This is a genomic window from Bacteroides sp. QWL-09 (genome assembly GCF_058683585.1).
Genome location: NZ_CM178748.1, coordinates 2700267 through 2725832, shown reverse-complemented (window position 1 = coordinate 2725832; position 25566 = coordinate 2700267). Strand labels below are relative to the sequence as shown.

Annotated in this window: 18 protein-coding genes; 10 read left to right on the top strand and 8 right to left on the bottom strand. The window is 39.2% G+C overall.

All coding sequences use genetic code 11. The features are described 5' to 3' along the window. Positions 1–427: 427 nt before the first annotated feature. From AC4PG5_RS10805 to AC4PG5_RS10795, 3 genes are read right to left on the bottom strand one after another with little or no spacing between them, the layout of a single operon-like run. A complete protein-coding gene (locus tag AC4PG5_RS10805; RefSeq protein ID WP_492028896.1) occupies positions 428–1408 on the bottom strand; it encodes a DUF5017 domain-containing protein in 981 nt (326 codons plus the stop codon). 33 nt (positions 1409–1441) lie between these two features. After that, entirely contained in the window at positions 1442–3133 is a 1692-nt protein-coding gene (locus AC4PG5_RS10800; RefSeq protein ID WP_492028895.1) for a RagB/SusD family nutrient uptake outer membrane protein, read from the bottom strand. Between the two features lie 20 nt (positions 3134–3153). After that, complete coding sequence (locus AC4PG5_RS10795) at positions 3154–6297, bottom strand: SusC/RagA family TonB-linked outer membrane protein (protein WP_492028894.1); 3144 nt, start codon at positions 6295–6297, stop codon at positions 3154–3156. A gap of 166 nt (positions 6298–6463) precedes the next feature. Between AC4PG5_RS10795 and AC4PG5_RS10790 the strand changes: the two genes are divergently transcribed. After that, positions 6464–7414: a tRNA-dihydrouridine synthase family protein gene (locus AC4PG5_RS10790; protein ID WP_492028893.1), complete on the top strand. Its 951-nt coding sequence runs from the start codon at positions 6464–6466 to the stop codon at positions 7412–7414. Positions 7415–7551: 137 nt separating this feature from the next. Here AC4PG5_RS10790 and AC4PG5_RS10785 read toward each other — a convergent pair whose 3' ends face one another. The 3 genes from AC4PG5_RS10785 to AC4PG5_RS10775 all read right to left on the bottom strand — a co-directional run bounded on the left by AC4PG5_RS10785 (position 7552) and on the right by AC4PG5_RS10775 (position 12825). Then, positions 7552–10623: a chondroitinase family polysaccharide lyase gene (locus AC4PG5_RS10785; RefSeq protein WP_492028892.1), complete on the bottom strand. Its 3072-nt coding sequence runs from the start codon at positions 10621–10623 to the stop codon at positions 7552–7554. Positions 10624–10805: 182 nt separating this feature from the next. Further along, the gene (locus tag AC4PG5_RS10780) at positions 10806–11366 is read right to left on the bottom strand and encodes a DUF4348 domain-containing protein (protein WP_492028891.1); all 561 of its coding nucleotides are present in this window, start codon (positions 11364–11366) and stop codon (positions 10806–10808) included. 172 nt (positions 11367–11538) lie between these two features. Beyond that, a complete protein-coding gene (locus AC4PG5_RS10775) occupies positions 11539–12825 on the bottom strand; it encodes a DUF2851 family protein (protein ID WP_492028890.1) in 1287 nt (428 codons plus the stop codon). An 82-nt stretch (positions 12826–12907) separates the two neighbouring features. Here AC4PG5_RS10775 and dapB point away from each other — a divergent pair, with 82 nt between their 5' ends. From dapB to AC4PG5_RS10755, 4 genes are read left to right on the top strand one after another with little or no spacing between them, the layout of a single operon-like run. Then, positions 12908–13636, top strand: a complete 729-nt coding sequence (gene dapB / locus AC4PG5_RS10770; RefSeq protein WP_492028889.1) for a 4-hydroxy-tetrahydrodipicolinate reductase — start codon at positions 12908–12910, stop codon at positions 13634–13636. 33 nt (positions 13637–13669) lie between these two features. Then, entirely contained in the window at positions 13670–15151 is a 1482-nt protein-coding gene (locus tag AC4PG5_RS10765; protein ID WP_492028888.1) for a S26 family signal peptidase, read from the top strand. A gap of 24 nt (positions 15152–15175) precedes the next feature. Then, entirely contained in the window at positions 15176–16117 is a 942-nt protein-coding gene (locus AC4PG5_RS10760; RefSeq protein WP_492028887.1) for a S26 family signal peptidase, read from the top strand. Between the two features lie 39 nt (positions 16118–16156). After that, on the top strand, positions 16157–16795 hold the full coding sequence (locus AC4PG5_RS10755; protein ID WP_492028886.1) for a WbqC family protein: 639 nt from the start codon (positions 16157–16159) through the stop codon (positions 16793–16795). Between the two features lie 4 nt (positions 16796–16799). Here the strand turns inward: AC4PG5_RS10755 and AC4PG5_RS10750 are convergent, their stop codons facing one another. Then, positions 16800–18020 (bottom strand): M16 family metallopeptidase, encoded by a 1221-nt coding sequence (locus AC4PG5_RS10750; protein ID WP_492028885.1) that lies wholly within the window; start codon positions 18018–18020, stop codon positions 16800–16802. A 104-nt stretch (positions 18021–18124) separates the two neighbouring features. On the opposite strand from AC4PG5_RS10750, the gene AC4PG5_RS10745 reads away from it, so the two are divergent. From AC4PG5_RS10745 to AC4PG5_RS10725, 5 genes are all read left to right on the top strand, one after another. Continuing rightward, complete coding sequence (locus AC4PG5_RS10745) at positions 18125–18661, top strand: LOG family protein (protein ID WP_492028884.1); 537 nt, start codon at positions 18125–18127, stop codon at positions 18659–18661. Positions 18662–18679: 18 nt separating this feature from the next. Further along, entirely contained in the window at positions 18680–19285 is a 606-nt protein-coding gene (locus tag AC4PG5_RS10740) for an SIS domain-containing protein (RefSeq protein ID WP_492028883.1), read from the top strand. Beyond that, complete coding sequence (locus AC4PG5_RS10735; RefSeq protein WP_492028882.1) at positions 19273–20199, top strand: carbohydrate kinase family protein; 927 nt, start codon at positions 19273–19275, stop codon at positions 20197–20199. The genes AC4PG5_RS10740 and AC4PG5_RS10735 overlap by 13 nt, the downstream gene beginning before the upstream one ends. Before the next feature lie 106 nt (positions 20200–20305). Next, entirely contained in the window at positions 20306–21385 is a 1080-nt protein-coding gene (locus AC4PG5_RS10730) for a tyrosine-protein phosphatase (RefSeq protein ID WP_492028881.1), read from the top strand. Positions 21386–21478: 93 nt separating this feature from the next. Next, entirely contained in the window at positions 21479–23293 is a 1815-nt protein-coding gene (locus AC4PG5_RS10725) for a DEAD/DEAH box helicase (protein WP_492028880.1), read from the top strand. A gap of 115 nt (positions 23294–23408) precedes the next feature. Here the strand turns inward: AC4PG5_RS10725 and AC4PG5_RS10720 are convergent, their stop codons facing one another. Next, positions 23409–25550 (bottom strand): S46 family peptidase, encoded by a 2142-nt coding sequence (locus tag AC4PG5_RS10720; RefSeq protein ID WP_492028879.1) that lies wholly within the window; start codon positions 25548–25550, stop codon positions 23409–23411. Between the last annotated feature and the right edge of the window lie 16 nt (positions 25551–25566).

The following is a 25566-nucleotide window of genomic DNA, read 5'->3' as shown; positions in this document are numbered from 1 at the left end:
GCCTAAATAGGATTGTCCTTTTTGACTGTTGTTTGTTCTATTGATAATTGTTTTTACTATTACTAGAAAAATGGGATAGCAAAAATGGCGAAGATAATATTTAAAGAGTTAGATTCCAATCAAAATATTCTTTTTCCCGGTAAGTCCTTTGGATTAAATTTATTGCAATCAGATTGCCTATATTGATAATTAAACCATCAACTTTCTGGGCATCAGAGTCCTTGAAATATAAACACCAAACTGATTCTATTGATCTTTTACACAGATGAGTTCATTCCATGAATGAATAACCGTTAAGAATGAAAAATCAATAAAGAGTTGATTCCTGTTTGAAGTAAACGAATAGATAGTATAAAAAAAGAGGGTATCCTTTTGAGACACCCTCCTAGGGGAGATTTAATTGATTAAGGTAGAATATACTATTATCTTATTCTTCCGCCGCTTTAACTTCCACTGTGACCTCTTTGAGTACAGTTTCCTGCCCTTCAACTGAAGCGTTTCCAGCTAAGAAAGTCACAACATAAGTACCAGGAGAAGTAAACACGTAACTATAATTAGTCACTCGGCGATTAATATCTTTAATGTTTTCACCCATATCAGGAGAACAAGAGTTTAATTTTATGCGATCGGTCAACAACCAATCATCATTATTGGCCCAAGTTGCATGAGTAGTTGTCCCTCCCTGCATCTGAATCTTATTTAAGGTAGCTAGCTGAATTAAATTCCACGTTCCTTGAATAGCCGTCCCAGAGACAATTTTCTTATAAAAATCACCATCTAGGTTTGATGGAGTTATATCAAAGCAAGAGAAATTCATATCACTTCCTCTCACTTCTGTCACGCTACCATTCTTTAATTCATTACGAACCGTTAGATCAGAAATAACGATTGTACGTTGCGGAGCAGTTTCTGTATTTCCTAAGAAACGAAAAGCCAAATTAAATCCGCCTTGATAGCTTGATAAATCAAAATTCTGTACAACAACTTTCTTCCCATCCAACAAACCACAAGCTTCAGTGATATCATCCCAAGCATGGCCTTGAATCAAAGTTTTGTCCGCATCAGCATCTTTTAGATTAAGTCCAGGGAAATCTTTCGACAAATAGACTTTCAAAGCTTCAGTTTGCGTTCCGTATTTAGACTCTGCTGTAAAAGATAACGTAGATGATGTGATATCTGATGGATCAAGCTCCGTTCTATTTCTATTGGCATACTTATGTCCATCTTCACCAGAAAAAAAGGTGATAAAGTTAGGATTACCATTGAAAGAGAATTCTACAGGTTCTCCCACATTGACCGTCGTTTTATTAACAGCCACTTCAAAATCAACACTTTCAGGAGCTAGACTATCACACGATCCAAAAAACAAGCTTGCAACGAGTCCTCCGAGAATTATATTTTTTTTCATTTTAGTCTTCATATTAGATGATCAATAATATCATTATCTCCACGCCTTGTTTTGGTATAACAATTTGTTCAAGCCCAATTCACGATTAGGAATAGGCAACCATTTGTAACGTTCACTTGCATTTTCAGCATAGCTTACCGCAAATTTCTTACCGGCCGTCCAACGAGAATCCTGTGTATTCAAAGCAACTAATCTCATATTAGTCAAGTAATCATCCCAGCGAATCAAGTCATATTTACGCAAGCCTTCAAAGCAAAGCTCACGACCACGTTCATCTTTAATTAGCTTCTTGAACGCCTGATAATCCATACCGGAAATATCTGTCGCACCGACAATACTCCGTTTACGCACTGCGTTAACGGCGTCGTATGCCACTTGAGTTGGCCCATCATTGATTTCATTCTCTGTTTCAGCAATCATTAACAATACATCGGCATAACGCAGAATTGGGAAATTGATCGGCGTCTGATTTTTATCACGAGGCAATACTTTCTCATACTCACGACGATACTTTCCAGCATTACGTTCTACGTATTGTGTTGCAGTGAACAATCCACTAGGATTTCCATCAGTATCAGTCTTTACATCACCTTTATATCCCCATCCGCCTTTAATATACTCATTCTGAGAATTCTTAACATAACGGTAAGGTGCGATATTCCAATCTCTACGTACATCCGGATGATTTTTTTCTTTGGCACTTCCCTCTTCAAATCCATCATCAACTAAACCGTCGCCATTAAGATCATTATACATATCCCATAAGTTCAATGTACATGAGATAAACCCATAAGAATAGCCTTCAGAAGAAGTCGATGCATCCCCATTTAGAATACCAATAGTATTACCCAATCGTCCCGATCCAGCATGCGCATCTTGACGATTGCCTTTGTATTCAGCTTCCCAAATCGATTCACGATATTTAGTATCAACAACATCAGCTGCTAGATTTACAAAAATCTCTTGATAATGAGGATTTAGCTGGTGCTTACCATCTTTATTGACCTGTTTTGCCCAATAATTAGCTTTCTCATACATCGGTTTTCCACCATTGATTGGCCAACCTGCCAATTTCAAATAAACGCGTGCCAAAATACCACGCACTGCCGATTTATTTACTCGTCCTGCAGGAACTTCATCAATTTCTCCAACTAAACGTTCAGCTTCTTCCATCTCTGCTACAACATTCTCAAAAACCGTTTTCTGAGAAGTATTTGCAATATTAACGTCAGCTACCGACTTTTGCGATTCTGTCTTATAAGGAACATCTCCCCAACATTGAGCCAAAAGGAAGTAACAATAAGCACGTAGGAACTTCGCTTCGCCAATATAAAGGGTACGTGTTTTATCATCCATATCAGGCACGTTGCCCACATTTTCTAAAAAGAAGTTAGCATTGTTAATGGCTTCATATAGATTCTGCCAGAGTTTTAGTACATCATTATCACTTGTACTAATATTATTGTTAAAGATACCAATAGGTACATTATTACGGTCATAATATCCTAAGTCGTCAGTGCCAGTTACCATCAACGGATAAGTATTGCCATACACTTCTTGGCGAGTCAATCTGTTGTATACAGTGGTAAGCGACATAAAGGCTTCTTCTTTGTTTTTAAAGAAGTTTTCAGGAGATACAAAGTCTTGTGGAACTGTATCCAAAAAGTTACATGAGCTCAAGCTCAGACATAATGCAACTGCGGTTACTATCTTATTGTATTTCATTGTCATGATAGAATTAAAATTTAGAATCCAATGTTCAATCCAACCGAGAAGTTATAAGCTCTTGGATAAGCTGAATAATCAAACCCGGGAGTCAAAGCAGAATTTCGTACCGATACTTCAGGATCATAACCCGAGTAAGAGGTAAAGGTTAATAAGTTCTCTGCAGAAACAAAAAGTCTAGCCGATGAAAGAGTGAACTTTCTCAAAGCTTTAGCAGGGACATTGTAGCCTAATGAAACTGTTTTCAGACGAAGATATGAGCCATCCTCAACCACACGAGATGAAAAGACCTTAGGACCTTGCCCACGCACTGCAGGAATATTACTCATAGGATTCTCAGGTGTCCAACGATCAGCATAAGTAGCGAACATATTAGTATCCTTTTTAGGTTCACCATTTTCAAACAACAGACGGTTGGCATTAATGATATCATTTCCATAAGACCACTGGAAAAATATGGATAAATCAAAGTTTTTGTACGAGAAGTTATTCGTAAAACCTCCGGTATGAAGAGGATGTCCGCGACCAATAATCGTCCGATCGTTATCGTTCACCACGCCATCTCCATTAATATCTTTATATCTCACCGAACCTGGTTTAATGCTACTCCGATCACCCCCATTGTTTGGCACAGTTGATTTCAAGACATAAGTACCCGAAGCTGTTTGATCAAAATCTTCGTATTTATAAGTACCATCAAATACGAATCCATACATCAGCCCGACAGGTTTACCTACTTGAGCGATATAAGAAGGTGTTTGATATCCGGTATCAAATGAAACCATACTTAAGAGTGTTTCTTGTCCTTCATTCAGATCCACAATTTTTCCTCTATTGAATGAAATATTGAAATTTGTACTCCAAGAAAAATCTTTCGATACAATATTTCTAGTATCTAAAGTAATTTCCAATCCACGATTCTGCATCTTACCAATATTCTTATAGGCAGAAGAGAATCCAGAGGTAAAAGGAAGATCAGCATCAAGCAACAAATCTCTAGTTACCTTATTGTAAACATCCACTGTTAAGTTAATGCGATCATCGAAAAATCCCAAGTCCACTCCAAGGTTGGTTTGTTCGGTTGTCTCCCATTTCAAATCATGATTAGGCAATGAGCTCAACAAATATCCTGGGTAATAACTGTTAGCAAATGAATATTCGGTATCAATGCTAGAGTAAAGTTTAGCATAAGCAGCAAAATCAGAAATACGGTTATTACCCGTCAAACCCCAGCTCAAACGAATTTTACCATTGCTCAACCAACTAGATGCCTTCTTAGCAAAGGCTTCGCGATTAAAATTCCAGGCCAAAGATCCTGAAGGGAAATATCCCCAACGGTTCTTGCTAACAAACTTTGATGATCCATCGGCACGGAAAGAGGCTGTAGCGTAATATTTTCCATCATAGTTATAATTGATACGTCCTAAATAAGACATCAATTTTGATTCAGACAATGCCGAGTCAATCAGTTTTGGTGTACCTTCGTCCAAACCACTCATTCCTAAAGCCTCATTTGTGATTTGCTGTACGTCCATACGGTAATACTTTGAATAGTCTCCTTGAAAAGTTAAACCAGCCAATGCATTAATATTATGTTTTTTACTAAACGTTTTTACATAGGTTAGGGTGTTTTCATTCAACCATGAACGATTCTCCGTCATCCGTAATGAAGCATTGACACCCTCAGAACGGCTAGGATTACCATAACGGGTTTTCGAATTATTAAAAGCCTCGCTTGTAACATTCTTCAATCTATATCCAGCAGAAAATTTTGCCTTTAAACCGTTTAATATTGTATACTCTACAAATCCATTGGCTACTAGGTTATCCTCAATACGTTTTCTATATTCCTCTCTAGAAGAAAGAATTGGATTAAAACGATAATCATTTGCTTGATCAACAGCCGGATCGTATAATGAGTTCAACAAATCTGTGTTATCCCAAGTCACCGGACGATAACCCCACACACTATACATCAAACTACTTGTCGCACTTGACACAGTACTCGACGGAGAAGCACCATTAGTAATGGCACGCGTATAATTAGCATTTACATTAACTTTAAACTTATCGTTTATTTTCTGATCCAAGCTAAGACGACCTTGATACCGTTGGAAATCAGAGTTCATAATAACGCCTTGTTGGTCCATATAAGAAAGCGACGCACTATAACGAGTTCCGTCAGTACCGCCATTCAAAGAAGCATAGTGATTTTGCGTATACGCCGTACGGAATATTTCATCTTGCCAATCATAATAAGGCACGTTTCTATAATATTCCAAGTCTCTCTTTATGGCATTCTCTCCTTCACCTATAGGTTCAAAATAAGAACTTTCCATATCAGCCTGAGTACGAATTTCCGATTGCAATTTAACGAATTCATACGGATCCATCATATCAATCTTATTAATGATCTTTTGTACACTGAAACTTCCGTTATAAACCACAGTCGGTTTACCGGCAACTCCCTTTTTAGTCGTAATGATTACGACTCCATTAGCACCACGAGCTCCGTAAATAGCCGTAGCCGAAGCATCTTTCAAGATATCCAATGATTCAATATCTGCAGGATTAATAGCAGCAGCATTAGCGTCCTCTACGGGAAAACCATCAATAACATATAAAGGAGAATTGGACTGCGTTAAAGAGTTGTTACCACGCACCACAATATTAAACGTTGATCCAGGTGCGCCCTCATTAGACGACACTTGAACACCAGCTACACGCCCAGCCAAAGCCTGGTCGAAACTTCCAATCGGTGCCTTCATCATGTCCGAAAGGTTAGCTTTACCAGCAGCACCGGTAAAATCACGTCTTTTAATTTCAGTGTAACCAGCAGAGATCACAACCTCATTAAGGTTTGTCGCTTCTTCTTCAAGTCTAACCGAAATAAAAGTTTGATTTCCAACTTTTACTTCTTGTTTCTTATAACCGATAAACGAAACGACAAGAACGCTAGATTTGCTAGGTACAGCTATGGCGTACTTTCCATCAATATCAGAAATGGCACCAATAGTAGAACCTTTGACTGTGATGTTTACTCCCGGCATACCTTCACCGGTTGCATCAGTAACCAGTCCGGTTACTTTAACTTGAGCCTTTACGAAAATTCCTATACTTAATAGAGAAAGAAATAGGAACCATCTTAATTTTGCTATTTGCATAATTAATTAGATTTAGTAATAAAAAAGAGGTTTTATTTTTGACTGGACAAAAATAAACGCCTACCGAATTATAAATGTGATTATTCTATTCAGAAATAATACAAAATTGTTCTTTTAAAAGTCACCTTAAGGAAATTCACCGTATTTTTGGGGCAAAAATACAAAAATGTCACAAGAATCTCTACTTCCAATCCATTTTGCACCTTTACAAGGTTATACAGACGCTATTTACCGAAATGCTCACGCTTCATTTTTTGGAGGAGTGACAGCCTATTACACACCATTCGTGCGTTATGAAAAGGGTCGATTTCGTCCAAAGGATATTCGAGATATTGACCCACAAAACAATAGTTCGAATAAGATTATCCCTCAACTCATCGCATCCAATATTCATGAGACAACATCTATTTTAGACCTTTTCATCGATAAAGGATACAGAAAGGTCGATATAAACTTCGGATGCCCTTTCCCACTATTAGCAAAAAGACATTACGGATCAGGTATTCTTCCTTATCCCAAAGAGATAGAATCAATATTAACGGCAACCGAACAGTATCCAGAAATCGATTTCTCTATAAAAATGAGGTTGGGTTGGGAGCATCCAAATGAATGCCTTGAGTTAGCTTCAATGTTGAATGACACTCGACTAAGTTCAATATGCCTACATCCAAGATTAGGTAAGCAACAGTATAAAGGTGCAGTCGATTTAGAAGGATTTGCAGCCTTTCATGCCATTTCCAAACACCCTTTAATTTATAATGGTGATCTGTTAACCATCGAGGACATTAATCATATCAGCAACCTATTTCCAAACCTTTCGGGTATCATGATCGGGCGAGGACTATTAGCTCACCCGGCTTTAGCTCTAGAATACAGCCATTCGCAAACTCTACCTAACGATGTTATCAAAGAAAAGCTTTACCTCTTTCATCACGAAGTATTCACTAAAAATCAAGAACGGCTGGAAGGAGGAGACGGACAATTATTAATGAAGATGAAAACATTTTGGGAATACTTGTTACCCGAACTTGATCGAAAACTCAAGAAAAACATTTCAAAAAGCACCACTATAGATAAATACCGGCAGTCCGTATCAACTCTATGGAATAAATTATGAGCATTAATCAAAAAGAGAGGAAAAATGCCGGAGCATATTCCCTCTCTATCTATACAAAATCAATCAGTATATAGTCATTTCGTCATTTCACAAAGATACAACATCTCGAAGTAAGTGACAAATTTCTAATTACTTTTTCATTTTCCCCTCAAAACGACCTCAAAACTCGCAGCATCTTTACAATTAAAACGTAACACCGTCTGCTCTCGATCGGCTTTCACAACAGAACAATAAGGTGTTTCAGTAATCTCCCAACACCCTTTAAGGGTAATGGTTACCGGTATAACACCGCTTTCATTATTTATCCAAGGACGAGAATAAATGCTTCGTTCAGTCCGTTTGCCATTTGCATCAAAAAGTTCATCACTATTGCCCTTATAAAGGGCTAAATCCGGTTGAGAAACTGTTAATAGCAACTTTTCTTTACCCTCTTGCTGTATCATAACTAAACAAGCCGTATCAGTTTTCATCAACAAGTTTCCAGGAAGTAACGATTTAGGAGTTTCAAAAAGCACATATGAAATGGTTTTATTCATGTAAGATTCCACAATATGTGCATCGTGATCTTTTTGAAGGACACGATATGAGGGATTAAAAGCAAAGTCGTTCATAAATCGCTGAGTCGTCTGTGGAATCACTGCATACTCATATGCCCCATTCTTAGGAGCCACACCATGATCAATAATTAAAGAAGCCCAATCACCTTTCGTTTCTTTTCCACTATCCTGACGACGGGAATACTGAGGAAAGTTCCTTTCTAATCGAGCTTTTACCGGCACATAATAACCTGTTCCCAAATGATCGACCCAAGTATTTCCCTTCTCATTGTAGTTTGCCCAATAAGCTTTATCTTTCAAATTATCAACAGACAATTGAAAGACAGTTGTTTCTGTTGGATAGTTCAAATTGGAGTTTTCTATATCAGAACCTAAACAAACAACCATTCCATCAAAAAAATGATAGGACTTACGAGCACGATGAGAGCCATTGTATTTGTCATGTTCATGTAATTTCATTCCGAAATTACCATTCAAACGGCTTTGTGACAGCCCTCCGGCAAACCATTCATCAGAATACAACATCTCTTCCATGCCGGAAAAAGTATCAACATTCAATACATTTGCCTTTAATTGTTCAAGAGGCAAATGAATAGAAGTGACCCCTGGTATGCGATTCCAATCAAAACCTTCTTCCTGCCATCCACTACTTTGAGGAGTAACAGCTTCCCCCAATTTGCCGGTTAAAATCTGCAAGCTGCCATGAGCTAGATATCGACCATACAAATTGTGTCCTAAATAGTGCTCTGACGCCCAAAGATAACGAGAATGCCCACGAACAACAGCCGACCAATTAGAACGACGTTGCACCGCAACACATCCATAGCCCAAGGCTAAATTTCCTTGTGGATTCATTTCAGCACTATAGCCTTTATCCACTAATATGCGAGCAATCTGTTTCTCTTTAGCATTGGATGTTTTAGGCATGTAATCCGGTTGTATCTCTTCTGTTTTACCCTCATCCATTAATCGCAAATAAGCTTCAGCCATCTCTTGATCAATTGCATCATGTCCATTAGGGGAGCCGGAAATCGCCATTAAACCATATTGCATTGGGATTAACTTTCCTTTTCCATTGGGATGACGTCCAGACATTGCTAAAGGAAAATGTAGCTTGTTACAATAAAAGCGCATAGCTAATAGAACATTCTTAACAGTCGAATGAGCTTCTGAAGATACAGCAAAACGAGTACGGCTCAATAAATAAATCATATTAGTGGCTCCATCAAGCCCACCAACCGCATAAGCCGGATAATTATTACGATGATGAAAGGCTCCCCCATCTTTCTTAAAAGAGCCACCCAACCCCAAGGCAGGACGACAACCATAATCAATCCAGCGAGAAAAGGCTTTCAAATATTGCAATTTTTCAGGAGTATCTTCCATCAACAGAATCCCAGCTAGACGCCCTGTTGTTTGAGTATTAAATGAGTCCATATCAATTCCATTAGACTCAGGTTTTATAAAGACTTCATTCGCTATAGAATACCACAAGAGAGTACGTTCTGCCTCTTGTAGTTTCCCTGCTTTTGCCAATGCTTCTTTCATTAAAAAGTAGGAAATGTAAAGTCCCCTAACGCTATAACCATAATGATGAATATTCCCCCAGCAACTTCCATAAGTAACACCTTGATCAGTTATGTGATCATACATTGCCATGAATCGGCCTTTCATCTCCTCCTTTACGGTTTCATCCTTAGCATTATTATAAGCCACGGCAATGCGTTTCATCAAATCAAAATACTCACGCATTTCGACTCCCATTTCGGTAAACATATCCTTATCCCAATTTGGAATCATACGTTCATACGCCTCTGCAGCACGCACTAAAAATATTGGGCGACCAGTCACCTCACCTTTTTTATAAGAGATGTTGTAAAAGTTGTATTTCTTTCGAATAACCTCAATTTCCTTATTCGTAAGTTTCCCAGGCGTATATACAGTACCTTTAAAACGTTCTTCTATCCGCTTGATGTCCTCTCGGTCAGCTTGTTGTATAGAAACCAATGGAAGATCTGGTTTAATTAATGAATGTGGATAAATGACTAACCAATGGCTAGTCGTTTTAGCATTAACAAAAGGTACTTGGCAATCCGCCGTTTGTTGTCTAGCATCAACTTTAACGGCAGTAATCAAATGGTCAATAAACAACTGCCCTTTTACCTGAGGAGCAATGATACGAATCTGATTCATCCCTTCTTCAGGAGTGCCTTGCATATCACGTTCATAACAAACCCAAGCCGCACGCCAACCTTTAAAATTGATTCCAAAAGAAAAAGAGGTACATTTTTCCCCATTTTTCAAAAATTGGAACTCAATTTTCTCATCCAAAGGCGTTTCATTATAAATCCAAACAATAAAAGCCGAAAGATAGAGGTCTTTTCCTGTAGGGTCCTTTTTTTCAAATTTCAAATCCTTATTAATGCTTAATACACCACCTGATTTAAAGCTCCATTTCAAAGAATAGTTACCATCTTTGTAATGCTTATCACTCAGAGAGAATTTCGATCCATCAGAATGGATAAAATGGGGAAGTCTTTTTTCTTCAAAAGATAAAAATCGATCGTCAATAACCGGTTGAGCATAAATACTCACAAAGGAATAAAAAGAGAGTATTGCAATAGTAGCTTGCCTTAGCAGATTCTGTTTCATGAGCAGGTGTATGATTAGATTGTTTTATATTATAAGTCAACAAAATATAATTACCATACAAAGAAACCCCTCTTTCGTGAAAAAGAGGGGCGTATTTCGTACAAAAACAGGAGACAATTATTCAAATAGGCATCAAACCCCTTTAAACGTTAGTTCCGAAAGGTCCTATTCTTATAGCATTCTCATGGGTGAAGTTCTTTAAAAGCAGCATTCTCTTCCGCAACCTGATCAATCGTCTGTTTAAGTTCACTAATTGGTAAATCATACCCATACCATCCGGTGTAACAATCAGTGACATACCATTTCCCGTCAGGAAGTAGCTCAAATTCCACTCGTAAATCCATCTCCGATTCCTCATAACCAGCTTCAAAAGTTTTATGCTTAGGTTCATCCAAGGTGAATTTTGAGACATAAACGCCTCCTTCATCTTGAGTGATACGTTCCTCTTTCAATGTTTCACTATCAAGTAACGGCCATTTCTCTTTCGAAAAAGGAAAAGTTTTTTCACTATTCCCATCATCCGTCATCAACGTTATTGGTGTTTTTAGAGGAAATTTGACTCGGGAATATTGAAACGTTGCACTAGACGTAAACTTTTCTAAAAAGGTCTTAAAATTTTCTTGTCCGGCAACAGTCATTTCTGTATCAGCATTTCCTTTAGAGCTATTTCCACAAGAAATCAGCGATACGCTTGATAACAACGTTATCATCAACAAACAGAATACAAATCTTTTTGCTTTCATAAACTTATCTAAGTTAGTGTTCATTTTGCATGCAAAGATAATGGCATATTTGATATCTTTTTCTTTTTTATACTTTTCTTTTAAATCAACTCACATCAATGACTTATAACCCATAAGTCAAAGCTATAAAAGGGCAAATAGTCTAAACAAAAAGGGGTTCACTATTCAATGCCTAAGGGCGATGGGTAATAACTTTCCCATGCATAAATTCAAAACCAAATCGGCAATCCAAACATCTCTTCTTCTCACAATATTCCCTTTCAAGCTCAATCAAAGCCTGGCTATCTGCGGCTGAATCAACTTTAATACCCACCTTATTCCATTTGCGAGTAATCACATTATTCTCAGCCCGCAATTGTTCTAAGAAGTGTTGTGCTCGATCAGATAATCGTTCTTCTCCTTTATGCTGTCCAAAAGCATGAAGAAAGGGAATAATTGTATTGATACAAATAAGATCAATGGTTCGATCTCCAAGTTTCTTCGCCTCTCTTCTTGAGTATTTTCCAAAAACATAATGTTCTTCCCAGTATGAAGAAGTACGTATCGTCAGCAAGTTGCGTATCTCATTTAAATCCTCCGCCTCCATCAATTTCGAGAACAATCCTTCACCATGATGATACAAATAAGCCAGCTGAGCCAATCGAATAAAAGGAAAATTGCTGGGACGTAAACGCAAAAAACGCCAAACATTCTTCTCCATGGGTGACACTAGTTCAAACTTATGCTGCAAATAAAAAAATTCCTTTTGCAAATCAGTAAAATAAGGATCTCCATTTGTATCATTTAAAAGGCCGGCTTGTCCGAAAAAGAAAGCTTCAATTTGAAACAAATCATCCCGATGTTTATCTACCGCTCGAAAAGGGATCTTCTTAGCCCAACACTCAAAGGCTTCGCCATTCAATCCAAAGCCAAAATTACGCGCCAAAGTTATAAAGAAAGCATCTTCCCAATTCTGATTACAATACCGTAACCAACGTTCAATATCCTTCATTTTATGATCTAAGCGCTCAGCTTCCAAAGCCGATAGCCAAGAATGAATGAAGAAAGGAGATAGACGGGCAACAACAGACTGACAGGCCGGATATGATCGAATGTGGCACAGTTGCTCATAATGATCCTTTAGTTCCGGAGGACAAATTAGAACGAATTGAGGAATTGGTTCACCAGTCGTTCGATAAACGCTACAGTCAGATTGTCCGATGACATGTAAAATAACAGAATCATAAGCCTTATTCTTATCATGACCATGACGAAACCAATCCGAAGAATGCTCGTGAATTTCAATATTACCGACCCACACCGTGCCCTGAATTTTTAATTTGGCATTGAAAAAGTCAGGACCGGAGTTCGTATTCCACAAACCAGGATCAATCACTTCAATCGACAAGCCGGAGTCTGTTTGGAGAGGTTTTAAAGGAAAGATCTTGTGTTTCCATAGATATTGTAGAAGAACTTCCATGTTAACAAGTCATTAAAGTGGAAGCAAATGTAATAAAAATCTTATCTTTGCGATTATAAAATTGAAAATAAGTCAGATTACAATGAAAATAGCTTTGATAGGATACGGAAAAATGGGAAAGGAGATCGAGAAGATCGCTCTTAACCGCGGACATGAAATTGTATGTATTATAGATGTAAACAACCAACAGGACTTTGACTCCGAAGCTTTTAAATCGGCTGACGTTGCTATTGAGTTCACAAATCCGACAGTTGCCTACAATAACTATATCAAGACCTTCCAAGCCGGAGTAAAGTTAGTTTCCGGCAGTACAGGATGGATGGACCTGCATGGAGAAGAAATCAAACAGCTTTGCACAACCGGAGGACAAACACTATTCTGGTCGTCAAACTTTAGCCTTGGGGTAGCCATCTTTTCAGCAGTCAACCGCTATTTAGCTAAAATCATGAACAACTTCCCGGCTTACGACGTACAAATGACTGAAAGCCATCACATCCACAAGTTAGATGCTCCAAGTGGAACAGCCATCACTCTTGCGGAAGGTATTTTGGAACAGCTTGACCGAAAATCACAATGGGTCAAAGAAGTTGCATCTACTGACAACGAACTTCCGATACATTCCATCCGTGAAGGGGAGATCTTCGGAATACACACCATCCGATACGATTCAGAAGTCGATAGTATCAGCATTACTCATGATGCCAAGAATCGTGGTGGATTTGCTCTTGGTGCAGTCCTCGCTGCCGAATACACCGCTAAGCAAAGAGGTTTCTTAGGCATGAGTGATTTATTTCCGTTTTTAAACGACTAACAAGAATAAAGAAATCAATAAACCAATACGACAATGAAATCAATATCACGTAGTCAATGGGTGAAATGTTCGGTTGCAGTTTTACTTTATTTAGCTTTTCTTATTTGGATAAAAAGCTGGTGGGGACTACTCTTCACACCTTTCATCTTCGATATTTATATCACTAAAAAAGTGCCTTGGTCTTTTTGGAGAAAATCAAAGAGTTCCGTGGTTCGAAGCGTAATGAGTTGGGTCGATGCCATCGTCTTTGCCTTAGTCGCCGTCTATTTTGTGAATATTTATATTTTCCAGAACTATCAGATTCCTTCTTCTTCTCTGGAAAAATCTTTATTAGTGGGTGATTACCTCTACGTCAGCAAGATGAGTTATGGACCACGAATCCCTAACACACCACTATCACTCCCTCTAACACAGCATACCTTGCCGATTTTTAACTGTAAGTCTTATATCGAATGGCCACAATGGAGCTATAAGCGTGCCCCTGGATTCGGAAAAGTAAAACTAAACGACATCGTCGTGTTTAACTTTCCTGCAGGTGATACGGTAGCCTTAAATAACCAGCAAAGCGATTTCTACAGCATAGCCTATTCTGAGGGAAAAACAATTTTCCCAAAAGAAATTAATATGGATAGCCTAAGTCTTTCCGAGCAACGCTTGGTTTACAGCCTCTACTATGCCGCAGGACGAAAAGCCGTTCTATCAGACCCTCAAACTTATGGAGAAGTTATTTATCGCCCGGTCGATCGTCGTGAAAACTACGTTAAACGTTGCGTCGGACTCCCTGGCGACACATTACAAATCATCAACGGACAAGTCATGATCGATGGTAAAGCAATTGAAAATCCAGAAGAGATGCAATTCAATTACTTTGTTCAAACCACTGGTAGTACTCTGTCAGAAGACTTCTTAAAAGATCTAGGCATCAGCAAAGCTGATCAACTTTTACTTGATGCAACAGCTTACGAAACCACCTTAGTTGAGATGGGATTTGAAAGCCGTGATGAAAATGGTCGTTTAAACCCAGTTTATCACTTCCCTCTGACCCAAAAGATGTACACCACTTTATCGAGCAATAAAAAGCTAATTAATAAAATTCTTTTAGAGTCAGAAGACTATTCTGGGACATTATATCCTTTAAACCTATATACAAAATGGACTAGAGATAATTACGGCCCAATCTGGATTCCATCGAAAGGCGCAACAATCACTCTAACAGAATCGAATCTACCAATATACGAACGTTGTATAACGGCTTATGAAGGAAATCTACTTGAGATCAAATCCGACGGTATTTATATCAACCACCAAAAGACCGATACATACACCTTTAAGATGGATTACTATTGGATGATGGGAGATAACCGTCACAACTCCGCCGATTCTCGTTATTGGGGATTTGTTCCTGAAGATCACGTCGTAGGCAAGCCTATTGTTGTTTGGCTCTCTTTAGATAAAGATCGTGATTGGTTTGACGGTAAGATTCGTTGGAACCGATTCTTTAAACTGGTAAAATAATAAGCCAAAAGAGTTTAAATATTAATGCCGAAACACCTACAAAAATGGATCATAGCCTTTAGTGGAGCAATAGTCATTGTACTATTGCTCCGGGCTTTTTTTGTAGCCTCTTATATTAGTCCCTCCGATACGATCGACAAACGTATTTTATCAAACGAAAGAATCATTGTCAACAAATGGAGTTATGGACTGCGCCTCCCGTTAATGGCCCTCTGCTCGTATCACCGCTACTTAGAGAAGCCCATCAAGCGACAAGATGTTATTCTATTCAACAATCCCGCAAATTATAAAGAAAAAATAATCGACCGACGTGAAGTCTTTATGGGATCATCCATTGGCATACCCGGTGATACCTTATGGATCGATTCCACATTTAGCGCAACTCCATCCGGAGCAAGCAACCAACAATTCTTAGAACAAACGTATCGCTATCCAGCAAATAAAGATTCGCTTCTCTGTTCTGTTACAAAAAGCTTATCGATATCACTGAACGAACCAATAGATAGAGATTCTTTAAACCATGTAATAGTACGTTCATTCAATTTTGACCAGTATCACGATATCTGTGCGGCTCTAGGAAATCCCACCTGGCTTACATCTTGCAGCCACACGTCACCAACGATCATTCACCCGTTAATTATTCCGGGCAAGGGACGCGTCGTTAAGGTTTACCCCTGGAACCGCACATTACTTCGAAACACTTTAATACTTCACGAACATAAAAAAGCGGAGATCAAACGCGATACCCTCTTTATTGACGGGAAACCTACACAGCACTGTTATTTTACGAAAGATTATTATTGGATGACCACCACACCTGGGCAGCCAACAGGCTCTCAATTGTTTGGATTAGTTCCAAAAGATCACATCATTGGCAAAGCCTGGTTTATTTGGTTTTCTAAAAATGCACCATCTACTGGGCAATCAGCATATAGATGGAACAGGTTCTTCAAGGCCATTCATTAATCCGATTACAATAAACAATTTCTAGAAATTACGATATCAATGAGAACAGCTTATCTCTCTTCAGCCTATCTAGCTCCAATACAGTATTATAGTAAACTAGTCGCCTACGACAAACTCTATATTGAGCAACACGACCACTACCTTAAACAAACGTATCGCAATCGCTGCACGATTATTGGCCCGAACGGAGAACTATCCTTATCGGTTCCGATCATTCGTCCGGATCATCCTAAAACACCCATGAAAGATATTCAAATATCCGATCATGGAAATTGGCAACACCTACATTGGAATGCCATCGAATCGGCATACAACAGCACCCCTTTCTTTGACTACTACAAAGATGACTTCCAACCTTTTTATGAGAAGTCCTATCAATACCTAATTGATTTCAATGAAGATCTGTGCGAACTCATCTGTCGATTCATTGACATTTCCCCCAATCTGGAACGTACCGCCTCTTACAAAGATCTGCTTGCGGAGAACGAGTATGATTTTCGCGAGTTAATTCATCCCAAAAAAGATTTTCGGTTGACAGATCCTGGCTTCACTCCGACACCATACTATCAAGTCTTCGAATCAAAGCATGGTTTTATTGCGAATGCCAGCATTATCGACCTCCTATTCAATATGGGACCGGAAAGCCTTCTCGTCTTAACAAATCAAGCGGTAAGGTAATATTCTATTGATAAATCAATGTCGACAGATAATCCTCTGCAAACATTTCATTAGCCACCTCCAACAACTGACTGGAGGTGAGCTGGTCAATACGCTGAAACAAGACCTCTGGCAGTTCATATTTACGATAATGTAAATACGATTTAGCCATTCCTAAAGCATTCCCTTCGTTATTATCAGAAGCAACCCCTATTTGACCAATCAACTGTTTCTTAGCCATTGACAATTGCAAGTCACTCAGACGCACCTCTCTTAAGCGTTTTAATTCTTTATAAATCAGCCGCAGGCAGTGATTCATATCCGCCGGATCTGAGCCAAAATAGATACAGAACACTCCAGTATCCGTATACGACGTCAGATTAGATTCCACCGTATACACCAGTCCTCTCCGTTCACGAAGCGACACGTTCAGCCGACTATTCATTCCCGGTCCGCCCAACATGTTATTCAATAAATAAAGTGCCGTACGCTTTTCTTCAAAAGCATTATACCCACGACCACCAATCATCACGTGAGCCTGATGCGTGTCCTTAGGCACAACCAGTCGCTGAGGTTTATAAAGAGGAGGAGCTAGTCGTTTTTTCTCCAAATTCACCAAAGGAAGATCCGAGAAATGTTTTTCACATGAACGCACCACTTTCTTAAAGTCAACTCCGCCTAGAACAAAAAAAACCATATTCGACGGTTGATAGAATTGAGTGGTGAAAGCTAATAAATCGTCTGTACGAAACGTCTTTAAGATGTCAGCTTTACCCAATATATTGTGCCCTAGGGGGTGTTCCTTAAAAATCAGATCCTCAAAATCATCAAAAATAAGTTCAGACGGAGTATCATCATACGATTGAATTTCATCAAGGATGACTTCAGTCTCCTTCTCTATTTCATGTTGTGGAAAGACCGAATGAAAAACGATATCTCCCAATAACTCAACCGCACGATCAAAATGTTCCGTCAAGAAAGCAGCATGAACCACCGTTTCTTCCTTGTTGGTATACGCATTTAGGTCTCCTCCAACATTTTCCATCCGATTCAAGATGTGCCAAGCCTTCCGCTTTTTTGTCCCTTTAAAGATCAGATGTTCTACAAAATGCGCCATTCCTTGCTGTTCATCGTTCTCATCACGCGTACCTGCATCAATAGCAAATCCACAGTAAGCCACTTTCGACAGCGATGAACGATGAATAATTCTCAAACCATTTGGCAATATATGTTCGTTATAATACATCCTTTTACATCTATCTAATAATTGATCACGCAAAAATACAATAAAACTTATTGTCGTTTATAGAAAATTGCAGATATTTGCAGCCTATATTAGCGAAGTTGTGTATGAAAAATATTGGAATATTCTGTTCTGCATCGGAAAATATTGACAAATTGTATTTCGATACGGCTCGTGAACTCGGTCAATGGATCGGCCAGACCAATAGAACTTTGGTCTATGGCGGTGCAAATCTTGGGCTTATGGAGTGTGTTGCTCTGGCAGTCAAGGAAACTGGTGGAAAAATCATAGGAGTGGTACCAACCAAACTCGAGGAGAATGGAAAGGTGAGTGCACTCCCAGATCAAATCATTCATACGCACAACCTCAGCGATAGAAAAGATACCATTGTTGAGTTATCAGATATTTTGATTGCTCTTCCGGGTGGATTAGGAACTTACGATGAAGTTTTTCATGTCATGGCGGCCGCTTCTATTGGATACCACGACAAGAAAGTGATCTTTTACAACGTCAATGGTTTCTACGACACCCTACTAAAAAGTTTAGACGAACTTCAAGACAAGAATTTCACCCGCCAGTCTGTGTCGACTTACTGCAAAGTAGCCCACACTCTGGAGGAATTAATAACCCTATTGCAAAACTAATCTATATTTACGGATATCATGATAGAATCCATTAAAGAAATCCTAAGACAGGAGGCACTAGCTGTGCAAAACATTCCCGTAACCAATGCTTACGAGCAGGCCGTAAACCTTATTGTAGAGCAGGTACACCAGAAACGAGGCAAACTCGTGACTTCCGGTATGGGAAAGGCAGGACAAATTGCGATGAATATAGCAACCACGTTCTGCTCTACAGGTATACCATCAGTTTTTCTTCATCCAAGTGAAGCCCAACATGGCGATTTAGGAATATTACAAGAGAACGATTTACTATTACTCATATCAAATTCCGGGAAGACAAGAGAGATTGTTGAATTAACCTTGTTGGCCCACCATTTGAACCCGAACTTAAAGTTCATTGTCATTACCGGCAACCCCGACAGCCCATTGGCCAATCAGGCGAATGTTTGTTTAAGTACCGGACATCCCAAAGAGGTGTGCACCCTTGGCATGACTCCAACAACATCAACTACAGTAATGACGGTTATCGGAGATCTATTGGTTGTAGAAACCATGAAAAAAACCAATTTTACTATCGAAGAATATTCAAAACGTCACCATGGCGGTTATCTAGGAGAAAAGTCGAGAAAATTATGCGAAAAGTAATTGGAATAGGCGAAACTATTTTAGACATTATATTTCAAGAGAACCAACCTTCGGTAGCAGTACCCGGAGGTTCGGTTTTTAATGGCATGATCTCATTGGCTCGCATGGGAATAAAAACTTGTTTCATTAGTGAGACTGGCAACGACCGCGTCGGGAAAATGATTCTTGACTTCATGCATGAGAATCAATTATCGACCGATCATATCAACGTTTTTCCCGATGGAAAATCACCCATATCACTTGCCTTTCTAAATGACCAAAATGATGCTGAATATCTTTTTTACAAAGAATATCCTAAGCAACGTTTGGACATTATTTATCCGGAGATCCACGAAGATGATATTGTGATCTTTGGTTCTTACTACGCCTTAAATCCAGTCTTAAGAGACAAAGTCTTAGAACTTCTTCATAGAGCCCGTGAGAAAAAAGCAATCATTTATTACGATCCTAATTTCAGATCTTCACATAAAGACGAAGCTATGAAATTAGCCCCAACGATCATCGAGAATCTTGAATATGCCGACATTGTACGCGGATCGCATGAAGATTTCCTTAACATGTATGGATTAACTGATCTTGAGAAAATCTATAAAGACAAGATTCAATTTTACTGCCAAGAGTTTATCTGTACCACAGGTTCGAATCACATTGAATTACGCACTAGAAACCTTCAAAAAAGTTACCCGATTACACCCCTAAAGGCTGTAAGCACAATCGGCGCAGGGGATAACTTTAATGCAGGCTTTATCTATGGCTTACTCAAGTATAACGTACGTCATCGTGATCTTCCCTTTTTAGACGAAGAGACTTGGGACAAACTTATAGCTTGTGCAAGGGATTTCTCGGCCGAAGTTTGTAAAAGCTTCTGCAATTCAATCTCGCCAATCTTTGCCAATGAATACTCAAAGCAATAATCCACTTTCTTAAAATCTCTGTAGTTTGGCTAATTATAGCAAAGTAATTATGAAAGTTGGAAGTTATTTCTATCTTTGCGTATAGATGTTTCTAGTCCAATAAACTATGTATAAAAACTTAATCATACTTTTAACCTCGTTATGTATTTTGCCCTCATGTAGTCGCACCAAACCTAATATTACGGTTATCTGCGAAGAGAATGAGGTAGGTAATTGTATCATCAAGTGGGATGCCCCTTCACGTATAAGAGGGTACGTCAGAGTATATGCTTCTTTAAATAAAGACCTTATACCGGAAAGTACGCCGGTTGGGTTGGCCCCAGTATCTGCAGGTAAGATGGTGATCATCCCGAACGATCCCACAAAGCGATACTATTACACCATGGTTTTTAACAATAATATTAAGATCAAGGTAGCCACTCGAAATATCAATATCCCAGGAATAGAAAATTTCCGAGATCTAGGAGGATACTTATCGAACGACAAAAACAGAGAGACTAGATGGGGTATGATTTATCGATCGGCCAAGATCGATAATATTAACCCTTATGCTCTATCAGAACTAAAAAACATAGGCATACGAACTATTATTGATCTTCGTACTCCCGAAGAGATTAGCAACAAACAACCACTAGGTCAAATCAGAACTGTACATATTCCTATATCGACAGGAAATATGGATCGTTTAATCAGTCATATCCGCAAAGGAGAGAAGATTGACTCTATTCATACCATTCTCAAACAGATGAATCAAGATCTAGTGACAAAATACTCAAAAGAATACAAGCAAATTTTCACTATCCTTTCCGACTCATCCCAATACCCTTTAGTGATTGAATGCTCTTCCGGGAAAGAACGAACCGGAGTCATCACCGCATTAATTTTGGCCTCTGTCGGTGTGGACGAAAATACAATTATGAGCGATTATGAGTTAAGTAACAATTACTTTAATATCACTGAATCATCTAAATACGCCTATAAACTCCCCATAAAATCGCAAGAAGCCATCACCACGATCTATTCAGCGAAACGAGAGTTTATAAATGCAGCAAAAGAGACTATAGAATCTAGATTTGGCAGCGTCAATGCTTATTTGCAGAAAGAGCTCGGACTTAAAAAAGAGCAAATCAAGCAACTTCAGAACCTCTTTTTAGAGGCAGAAGACCGGAAATGTTTTCTTTTTTAATATCTAGAATCTTATTAATTGTCAACAGATAAGCAATGATTCTGAATCTTTTCCTATCTTTGCAACCGAAATATAAAGATATAGAGATATTTAATGAAGACATTTGAAGAGCTTGGTGTTTCTCCGGAGATACGAAAAGCAATTGAAGAAATGGGATACGAAAGCCCCATGCCGGTACAAGAAGAAGTAATTCCGTACCTTTTAGGAGAAAATAATGACGTAGTAGCTCTTGCACAAACCGGAACTGGAAAAACAGCCGCATTTGGTCTGCCGCTACTCCAACAAGTTAAAACAGAAAAAGTTGTTCCTCAATCACTTATCCTTTGCCCAACTAGGGAATTATGCCTGCAAATAGCAAGTGATTTACATGATTACTCAAAATATATTAATGGCTTAAAAGTGCTACCAGTATACGGTGGTTCATCTATTGAAAGTCAAATCAGAAGTTTAAAACGTGGCGTACACATCATCGTGGCCACCCCAGGACGTTTGCTCGACCTTATGGAACGCAAAACGGTTTCTCTTGCAACCATTCAAAACGTGGTCATGGACGAAGCCGACGAGATGCTTAACATGGGTTTCACAGACAGCATCAACGCCATCCTAGCCGATATACCTAAAGAAAGAAACACGCTTCTTTTCTCAGCGACCATGAGTCCAGAAATTGCACGTATTTCAAAGAAGTACTTAAACAATGCAAAAGAGATCACCATTGGTCGCAAAAATGAAGGAAACAACAATGTCAAGCATGTTGTTTATACCGTTCATGCCAAAGACAAATACGAGACACTCAAGCGTATCGCCGACTTTTACCCACAGATCTATGGTATCATCTTCTGCCGTACTAGAAAAGAGACTCAGGAAATTGCCGAAAAATTAATGCACGAAGGGTATAATGCAGATTCTCTTCACGGTGAACTATCACAGTCACAACGCGATGCTGTGATGCAAAAATTCCGTCTCCGTAAAATCCAATTATTGGTTGCAACCGATGTTGCAGCACGCGGATTAGATGTAGACGATCTAACCCATGTTATCAATTACGGATTACCCGACGATACAGAGAGTTATACTCACCGAAGCGGACGTACAGGTCGTGCCGGTAAAACAGGTACTTCAATCGCAATTATCAACTTGCGTGAGAAAGGGAAGATGCGTGAGATCGAACGAATCATCAGCAAGCAGTTCATCACCGGAGAAATACCTACAGGTAATGATATCTGCAATAAGCAACTGATGAAGGTGATTGACGATCTTGAAAAAGTAAAAGTCAACGAAGAGGAAATCATGAACTTCATGCCGGAGATCTATCGCAAGTTAGAATGGTTAAGCAAAGAAGATTTGATCAAGCGTGTCGTATCACACGAGTTCAACCGTTTCTCTGAATACTACCGTAATCGTGCTGAAATTGAGATTGCTACAGATAGTCGTTCGGAACGTGGTGGACAACAAAGAGGAGGAAATCGCGGAAGCCGACAAGCCGAAGCCGGTTACAAACGTTTATTTATCAACATTGGACGTACGGACAACTTCTTCCCTAATGAACTGATTAACCTCCTTAACAGTAACACCCGCTCGCGGATTAATTTAGGCAAGATCGACATCATGAAAAACTTCTCTTTCTTCGAAGTAGAAGATAAAGAGGCTCAGAATGTATTAAAGTCGTTAAACCGACAGAAATGGAATAACCGAAAAGTTGTTGTTGAATTGGCCGACAAAGAGCCTAAAGAACAGACCGATCATTCTAGAGGAGCAAAAAGAGGCAAAGATCGTCCGAGCCGTGAGTCACGCGGTTACTCAAACGCCCGTGGTCCTAAGAAAAAAGACGATTGGCAACAATTCTTCGACGAACCCAAACCTAATTTTGAAGAAGAAGGATGGGCAAAAAGAAAGAAATCGAAGAAGTAAAATCGATGCTTTTTCAAGAGAAAGCAACTCGATGAAAGAGATTTAGACAATACCGATCAATAAAATCGCTATAGTAATATTCAAAAACTATAGCGATTTATTTTTTATCCATAAATCAAGCATCAATCTTGAGTTCTTTGATTAGCCGAGTCGCTTTACCATATTTCTCAATAACAAAAAGCATATATCGGATATCGACTCCAATACACCGCTGAAGATTAGGCTCAAAAACCACGTCGCTGCTCATTGCTTCCCAATTTCCATCAAAAGCCAGTCCTAGAAGTTCTCCTTTAGCATTAAACATCGGACTGCCGGAGTTTCCGCCGGTAATGTCATTATTAGAAATAAAACAGACCCTCATATCACCGTTTTTGTCGGCATAGGCTCCGAAATCACCCGACGACAAAAGGGACAACACCTCGGGTTGTACAGTAAAATCAGGATCTCCGGCATACTGCTTAGCTTTATCAAAGATCCCCTTCACCGTCGTATAATAATCAAAAACGACGCCATCGATAGGCGAATATCCACCAACCGTACCAAAGCTAAAGCGCATGGTAGCATTAGCATCCGGATAATAGTGACAATCGGCGTACATACGCCTCATGGCAGCATTAAACTGCCGTTCGTCCTTCTCAATTTGATCAGAAAACGAAGAGATGCTTTGATTCATCTCATAGAATTTAACTAATAAATCGATCGAAAGTGCAATTGCCGGGTCATTAACCAAATTATAGGTACTATCCCGTTCGAGGAAGCGTTTAAGTCCTTTGATCGAAGTGATCGACGATTTAGAGTAGAGTGAATCGACATACGCTTCTACATTGCCATTATAGATCGAATCAACCTGATGATATAATGGAGGAAGATATTGAGTCGGGACTTTAGACCGATAAGCCTTAATCATACCTTCAAACACCTCTTTATCAAGATTTAGATCGATGTCGTCATATTTTTTGATGAGCCCCTTCAATTTAGTCACCACACTTTTCTGATCAGCTCCGAAGTCAAAATTCAAGATTTCCAATCCTAATTGCACCAATTCCGGTCCGTTAATAAAGGCTTCGCCAAAATAAGACAATGCCCGGTTAGTTTCCTTCCGATTGCCATAATTTAGTTCCAAAGAAGAGAATAAATGCATCAACGCCTCTCGTTCTTTGGGAACAGAACTGATCCAAGCACGAAGCGTTTCCTCCGATTGCCGTTTTTTATCAAGCACCTGGAGTTTTATGATCGCTTCATTTTCTCCAATACTATTCTTATAATAGTTTGAACTCTCATCATATTTAGAGGCATATTTGATGTAGATATCCGACCGTTGATCCATTTCACGCTTCCAGATTCGCTGTTTGACCGCCCTAAGATCAATCATCGCTTGATTCAACCCTGTCATTTTTTCCTCAATACCATACGAGGACAGAAAACGCTCGGTACTTCCCGGGTAACCTAAAGTCATACAAAAACTTCCTTCGTCATATCCATTAAGAGAGATGGGCGCAACATACTGAGGGTGATAAGGCACATTATTAGTCGAGTAATCTGCAGGACGATTATCCTTATCCGCATAGATCCTAAATACACTAAAATCACCGGTATGACGAGGCCAGACCCAGTTATCGGTATCCCATCCAAATTTCCCAATCGATGAAGGCGGAGCAAAAACTAAACGCACATCAGTATAGTCACGATAAACCGACAGCCAAAACTCATTACCACCGTAATAAGTATCCACCACGCCCACCAGCGTACTATCTTTCGAAGTGACTTCTTGAGCAATCACACTCATCACAGAATCGATCACACTCCGCCGTTCAGTCTCTTTCATACCAGACTTAACCGGCTTTAAAACTCGCTTAGTGACCTCCTCTGTTCGAACCAAGAAACGAACAAATAGCTCTGATATGGGAAGCTCTTCGGAAAACGAATGAGATACAAAACCCTCTTTCAAATAATCATGTTCCACAGTCGACTGTTGCTGAATGCTACTAAACCCGCAATGATGATTCGTAAAGACTAAGCCATCTTCCGAAACCACGACTCCTGAGCAGAAACCACCAAAGCTAACAATAGCATCCTTGAGTGATTTCTTTTTAGGATGATAAATTTGATCGATAGGAGACGTCAGCCCCATTTGCTTTACGACATGCTTAACTTGCTTGTTTTGATTCAAACGTCCAAGAAGCCACATGCCTTCATCTCCATACCCCATCGCCGCAAAGCTTAAAAAAGCGATCAGCATCAATTGCCTTAATTTCATAGTATCGTGTTTTTGT